Source organism: Acidimicrobiales bacterium (assembly GCA_036273495.1).
In the GTDB taxonomy this organism is placed as follows: Bacteria; Actinomycetota; Acidimicrobiia; order Acidimicrobiales; family JAJPHE01; genus DASSEU01.
This window is the reverse complement of record DASUHN010000284.1, coordinates 1-5,526: the sequence shown is the minus strand read 5'-3', so window position 1 is coordinate 5,526 and position 5,526 is coordinate 1. Positions and strand designations below refer to the sequence as shown.

Here is a 5,526-nt window from a genome sequence, read left to right as displayed (position 1 = left end):
AGAGCGAGTTGGTCGATCCCTACCGCAGCGGGCTTCCCGGGACGGGTTCCTGTGCGGCGGGCTGACGACCGCCAGCGGGGCAGCGCCCTCATGCTGGTGCCGGCGGCGGTGCTCGTGCTGTTCGTGCTGGGCGCCCTGGTCGTCGACAGCGCGTCGGTCTGGTTGGGCCAGCGCGAGCTGGAGAACTCCGCCTCGGTCGCGGCCACCGACGCCGCCTCGGCCGTGGCCGATGCTCCCTACTACTCGTCGGGCCGGGTGGTGCTCGACCCCGCTGCCGCCACCCGGGTGGCTCTCGCCTCGGTGGGGGACGCCCGGCTGTCGGGCGTCACCCTCACCGGCGCACCGGTCGTCCAGGTCGTGGGCCGCCAGGTGTGCGTGAGCCTGAGCGGGACCGTCCGCCCGGTCTTCGGCCGGGCCGTGCCCGGGTTCGGCTCGACGACGACCGTGCACGCCCGGGCCACCGCCACGGTGGCCGGAGACGCCGGGACGGCCGTTCCCCGCCGGGTCATTTGCTGACCCTCTGAGTGAGGGTTCGGATACGCGGAGCGCGTAATGACGATCCACCAAATTCAATGGGATGCCGGTTAGCGTTGACCGAGATGTCCACAACATGGTTAGGGACCCGGGAAGCGGCCGAGGAGCTGGGGATAACTCTGCGGACGCTGTACCGGTTCATCGACGAGGGCATGGTGCCGGCCTACCGGTTCGGCCGGGTCATCCGCCTCAAGGCCGACGACGTGGAGCGGTTCATCGAGGCCTCGCGGATCGCCCCGGGCAGCCTCGAGCACCTCTACCCCGACCTGAAGAGCAGCCACAGCTCGGCCAGCGAGCCCAACGGCACGTAGAGGGTGCCGGCCGCCCGGAGGGGCGGATCGGGGTCGCACGCCAGCTGCAGGTGATCGACACCCACGGAGCTGAGCTCCCCGACGGTCCCGACCGTGTCCCCGGTGGTGTGCACCCGGACGGGAAGGTCCTCGCCGGCCAGGCGCTCGACGGCGTCGATCAGCCGGGCGGGAGGGACGTCCGACCAGTCCGGGCCGATCGCCCCGGCGGCCCGAGTCCCGTCCGGCCCAGCCCCGTCCACCCGCAGCGCCGCCACCGCCCGGAGCGCCACCAGCCCCCACGCCCGCTCGGTGGCCAGGGCCAGGTAGTCATCGCCGACGGCCCGGACCACGCCCCGGTGGGTCCGTCCCGGGCCGGTCGTTACCCGGACGGGGCATCCATCCGCCCGGAGATGCCGCAGGACCCCGGGCAGGTCGCTCTCCTCGGCCGCCTCCTCGGTCAGCCGGCGGGCGGCGGACCGGATCCGCGCCACCTCCCGGGCCTCCTCGTCGGCGGCCCAGCGGGAGACCGTCGCCTCGAGGTCGTCGGGGCCGTCCGTCACCCTCGGCGCTCCGCCGTCGGGGGGCGAGCGCCGCCCGACGGCAGTGGCCCGGGCCGTGCCGTCAGACGAGGTAGCGGTAGACGACCTGGGCCACGCACGCCGGCTTCTCCTGGCCCTCGACCTCGAAGCTGAGGTCCACCGTCACCTGGGCGCCCCCGGCCACGTCCTCGACCCCGGCGAGGGTGGCGCCCAGGCGCACCCGGGAGCCCACCGGGACCGGGCTCGGGAAGCGGACCTTGTTGCACCCGTAGTTGACCGCCATCGCGATCCCCCCGACCTGCAGAACCTCAGGGAGCAGCACCGGGGCCAGGGAGAGGGTGAAGTAGCCGTGGGCGATCGGACCGCCGAACGGTCCGGACTTGGCCCGCTCCACGTCGACGTGGATCCACTGGTGGTCACCGGTCGCGTCGGCGAACAGGTTGACCGCCTCCTGGGTCACCTGGCGCCATTCGCTGTGGCCGAGGTGCTCGCCGACGAGGCGCTTCAGCTCGGGGAGGTCGCTGACAGTGGTGGGCATCGGCCCAACATAGGGGCCGGTCCCCGGCCGGGCTACTCCGGACGGCTACTTGAACCAGATGCGCTGGTACTCCCGGCTCTGGGGATGCACGAGCAGGGCCACCAGCGCCACCTGGAGCATGATCCCGAGCAGGGTGCCGCCGAACACGACCCCGCCGACCGTGAGGATGAACACGAGAGGGAGCACGGCCATCACGATGGCCAAGCCGTAGCCCCACTTGCGCTCGTTGGCCGTCCCGTAGGCGCCGCCGGCCTGGCCGACCACCAGGGCCAGGCCCAGGGGGAAGTCCTTGCCCACCAGGCCGAAGACCACCATGAACGCGGCGTTGAGGTAGAGCAGGATGACCGCCATCTGGAGGGTCTGGGGCTGCGTGTTGTTGATCCAGCGGCGGTTGCTCATCCCGCCAGTTTGCCTCCCGTGGCGGCCAACTGCCCACATGCCGCGTCGATGTCCGTGCCCCGGTTGCGGCGCACGGTGGCGTTCACCCCCAGCGAGATCAAGCGGTCCCGGAACGTGCGCACGACGGCGGGGGCCGACCCCACCGCCGGCCATCCCGGCGTCGGGTTGAGCGGGATCAGGTTGACGTGGGCGCCGAGAGGCACGGCCAGCTCGGCCAGCTCGGCGGCGTCCCCCTCGCGGTCGTTGACCCCGGAGATCAGCGCCCACTCGAACGACAGCCGCCGGCCCTTGGCCCGGCGGTAGGCGCGGCACGCGCCGAGCACGGCCGACAGCGGGTAGCGACGGTTGATCGGCACCAGGCTGTCGCGCAGCCGGTCGTTGGCGGCGTGGAGGGACACGGCCAGGTTCACCGGCAGGTCCTCGCCGGCCAGGCGCCGGATGCCCGGCACCACGCCGACGGTGGACACCGTGATGTGGCGTGCCGAGATGCCGAGGTCGTCGTGCATCCGCTCCACCGCCGCCCAGACGCGCGGGTAGTTGGCGAGCGGCTCACCCATGCCCATGAACACCACGTTGGCGGGGCGGGCCGGGGCCGGGCCGGGCCGGGCCCGGGCCGCGGGCGCGTCGCCGCCGCGCCGGGCCGCCCCCGCCCGCACGACCTGCTCGACGATCTCACCGACCGACAGGTTGCGGGCGAAGCCGGCCTGGCCGGTCGCGCAGAAGCCGCACCCCATGGCGCACCCGGCCTGACTGGAGACGCACACAGTGGCGCGCCGGTCGTACTCCATGAGAACGGTCTCGATCCGGGCCCCGTCGGCGAGCTCCCACAGCCACTTCCGGGTGGCGCCGCGGTCGGAGTCCGAACGGGCCACCTCGTGCAGCGCCGGTGCGAGCTGCTCGCTGGCGGACAGGCGATCGCGCAGCGAGCGGGGGAGCGTGGTCATCTCCTCCGGCACACTCAGCTGGCGGTACAGGCCCTCCCAGACCTGGTCCACCCGGTAGCGGGGCTGGTCGGACAAAAGCTCCGCCACCTCGGCCCGGCTGAGGTCGTAACGGGCCATTCGGCCAGGCTACGGCGGTAGGTTGGGGCTGTGGAAACGTCCCCGCAGCCCCAGCCGGCCGTCTCGCCCCGGCGCCCGGGGCGCGCCCGGGCCGCCGCCCGCCGGCGCTGGACCCACCCGTCCAGCCTGGTCATGGGGGACCACACCACCGACCACCACCACCGGGACGTCAGTGGCGGGGCGGCGCGCGCGGCGGTGCTCGGTGTCAGCGACGGGCTGCTGACCAACGTGGCGCTGATCCTCGGCGTTGCCGGCGCCCACCCGGGCGGCAGCTTCGTGCGCCTGGCGGGAGTGGCGGGCCTGGTGGCCGGGGCGTGGTCCATGGCCGCGGGCGAGTACCTGTCGATGAGCGCCCAGGGGGAGCTGCTCGAGCGCGAGCTGGAGCTCGAGCGCCGGGAGCTGCGCCGTCACCCGGCGGCCGAGCAGCGCGAGCTGGCCCGGATCTACGAGCGGCGGGGCCTCGACGCCGGCGCAGCCGACGAGATGGCCTCCCACATGATGCGCGATCCCGACACGGCGCTGGAGACCCACGCCCGGGAGGAGCTCGGCATCAACCCCGGCTCGCTCGGGGCACCACGCCAGGCGGCCCTGTCGTCGCTCGGCTCGTTTGCCGTGGGCGCGGCCATCCCGCTGTCACCGTGGCTGTTCGTCCACGGGATCCCGGCGGTGGTGGCGTCGGTCGTTCTCGGCGCCGTCGCCGCCGTCCTGATCGGGCTGGCCCTGGCCGCCTTCACCGGCCGGTCGCTCGTGCGGACCGTCGCCCGCCAGCTGGGGTTCCTGGTGGTGGCCACCGGGGTGACCTACGGCGTGGGCACCGCCTTCGGGGTGTCGACCGGCTGACGCCCCATCGGGGGAGGGTCTAGGACGCCGCCGCCACGTCCCCGACGTACGCCTGGTCGGTGTGGTCGACGGTGAAGCCCATGTCCTTGTACAGGCCCACCGCCGGCGTGTTGCCGCCGTCGACGTAGAGCATCCCGGTCTCCAGCCCCCGGCCCTCGAGGTAGCGCAGCCCCGACACCACCAGCGCCCGGCCCAGGCGCAGGCCCTGGAAGTCGGGGTCGACGGCAATCACGTAGATCTCCCCGAGGGGCGGGTTGCGGTCGGAGTGGATCTTCGTCCAGCAGAAGCCGGCGAGGCGGCCGTCGCGCTCGTGGAGCAGGAACCCGGCCGGGTCGAACCACGCCTCCCCCTCCCGGTCGCGCAGGGTCTGGACGTCCCACCCGCCCTGCTCCGGGTGCCAGGAGAAGGCCCGGTTGTTCACCTCGAGCCAGGGTTCCTCGTCCCGGCCCGGCACGAACGCCCGGGTGTCGACGCCCTTCTCCTCCGGGGGCAGCGGCAGGGGCCGGCGCATCTGCAGCAGCTCCCGCCCGCGCTCGAGCCCGAACGACCGGGCCAGCTCGTCGTCCGCCTCGACGGCGCGGGGTACCCACATGTGGACGTGGCCCCCGCCCTCCTGCGCCACCAGCCCGAGCGCCGCCTTCAGGATCGCCCGCGCCACGGTCCGCTGGTCGTTGCGGTGGTGGGGGTCGACGACGTACTCGAGGGCCCAGGTCTCGGGCCCCTTGGTCACCTGGGCGTAGCCGGTCGGGTGATCGTGGCCGGTCTCCCAGGCCACCAGGCCGGCGAAGCCCTGCCGGCCCCCGTGCACCAGGTCCACCCACTGGTGGTCGCCGAGGGCGGGATGGTCGTCGTGGCGGGCGGCGTTGTCGAGCAGGCCGGACACGGCGGCGATGTCCCCGCTGCCCATCTGCCGCTTCACCTCGATCCGCACCCGGCACACCGTAACTACGTTTGGTGGCATGGCCGGTCCCCGCAGCCCCAAGGGTCGGGCGCGCGAGACGGCGCGCCGCCTGGCCGGCGAGTACCCCGGCTCGGCCCCGGAGCTCTGCGCCCTCGGCCACGACGGGCCCTTCCAGCTCCTCGTGGCCACGATCCTGTCGGCCCAGACGACCGACGAGCGGGTGAACCTGGTCACCCCGGGGGTGTTCGCCGCCTTCCCCACGCCGGCCGACCTGGCCGCCGCCGAGCCCGAGCGCCTGGAGAAGATGGTCCATCCGACCGGTTTCTTCCGGTCCAAGGCCAAGAGCCTGATCGGGATGGCCACGGCGGTGGAGGAGCGCTTCGGCGGGCAGGTGCCCCCCGAGATGGACGACCTCGTGACCCTG

General features: G+C 73.7%; 9 protein-coding genes. 4 read left to right on the top strand and 5 right to left on the bottom strand.

The window, feature by feature from the left end:
- Both VFW24_12125 and VFW24_12120 read left to right on the top strand, forming a co-directional pair.
- A partial coding sequence (locus VFW24_12125) for a hypothetical protein (GenBank protein HEX5267511.1) occupies nt 1-516 on the top strand: 516 nt, incomplete at its 5' end.
- 83 nt (nt 517-599) lie between these two features.
- Nucleotides 600-845: a helix-turn-helix domain-containing protein gene (locus VFW24_12120; protein HEX5267510.1), complete on the top strand. Its 246-nt coding sequence runs from the start codon at nt 600-602 to the stop codon at nt 843-845.
- On the opposite strand, the gene VFW24_12115 is transcribed toward VFW24_12120, so the two are convergent.
- The 4 genes from VFW24_12115 to rlmN form a co-directional block, all read right to left on the bottom strand.
- Entirely contained in the window at nt 791-1,384 is a 594-nt protein-coding gene (locus VFW24_12115) for a hypothetical protein (GenBank protein ID HEX5267509.1), read from the bottom strand. The genes VFW24_12120 and VFW24_12115 overlap by 55 nt on opposite strands.
- Before the next feature lie 61 nt (nt 1,385-1,445).
- Nucleotides 1,446-1,901 carry a MaoC family dehydratase gene (locus tag VFW24_12110; protein HEX5267508.1) on the bottom strand — a complete coding sequence of 152 codons (456 nt, stop codon included), beginning with the start codon at nt 1,899-1,901 and terminating at the stop codon, nt 1,446-1,448.
- Between the two features lie 45 nt (nt 1,902-1,946).
- A complete protein-coding gene (locus VFW24_12105) occupies nt 1,947-2,300 on the bottom strand; it encodes a hypothetical protein (GenBank protein ID HEX5267507.1) in 354 nt (117 codons plus the stop codon).
- Nucleotides 2,297-3,361 carry a 23S rRNA (adenine(2503)-C(2))-methyltransferase RlmN gene (gene rlmN / locus VFW24_12100; protein HEX5267506.1) on the bottom strand — a complete coding sequence of 355 codons (1,065 nt, stop codon included), beginning with the start codon at nt 3,359-3,361 and terminating at the stop codon, nt 2,297-2,299. Before rlmN ends, VFW24_12105 begins: the two co-directional genes overlap by 4 nt.
- A 30-nt stretch (nt 3,362-3,391) precedes the next feature.
- On the opposite strand from rlmN, the gene VFW24_12095 reads away from it, so the two are divergent.
- On the top strand, nt 3,392-4,201 hold the full coding sequence (locus VFW24_12095; GenBank protein HEX5267505.1) for a VIT1/CCC1 transporter family protein: 810 nt from the start codon (nt 3,392-3,394) through the stop codon (nt 4,199-4,201).
- Nucleotides 4,202-4,220: 19 nt separating this feature from the next.
- On the opposite strand, the gene mshD is transcribed toward VFW24_12095, so the two are convergent.
- Nucleotides 4,221-5,132 (bottom strand): mycothiol synthase, encoded by a 912-nt coding sequence (gene mshD / locus VFW24_12090; protein HEX5267504.1) that lies wholly within the window; start codon nt 5,130-5,132, stop codon nt 4,221-4,223.
- A gap of 28 nt (nt 5,133-5,160) precedes the next feature.
- On the opposite strand from mshD, the gene VFW24_12085 reads away from it, so the two are divergent.
- Nucleotides 5,161-5,526 (top strand): endonuclease III (locus VFW24_12085; GenBank protein ID HEX5267503.1); only part of this gene is annotated, 366 nt, incomplete at its 3' end.

What these genes read in the sequence shown, in the direction of transcription:
- VFW24_12120 (HEX5267510.1), top strand. Translation starts at nt 600, where the DNA reads ATGTCCACAACATGGTTAGGGACCCGGGAAGCGGCCGAGGAGCTGGGG.
- VFW24_12110 (HEX5267508.1), bottom strand. Translation starts at nt 1,901, where the DNA reads ATGCCCACCACTGTCAGCGACCTCCCCGAGCTGAAGCGCCTCGTCGGC.
- VFW24_12105 (HEX5267507.1), bottom strand. Translation starts at nt 2,300, where the DNA reads ATGAGCAACCGCCGCTGGATCAACAACACGCAGCCCCAGACCCTCCAG.
- rlmN (HEX5267506.1), bottom strand. Translation starts at nt 3,361, where the DNA reads ATGGCCCGTTACGACCTCAGCCGGGCCGAGGTGGCGGAGCTTTTGTCC.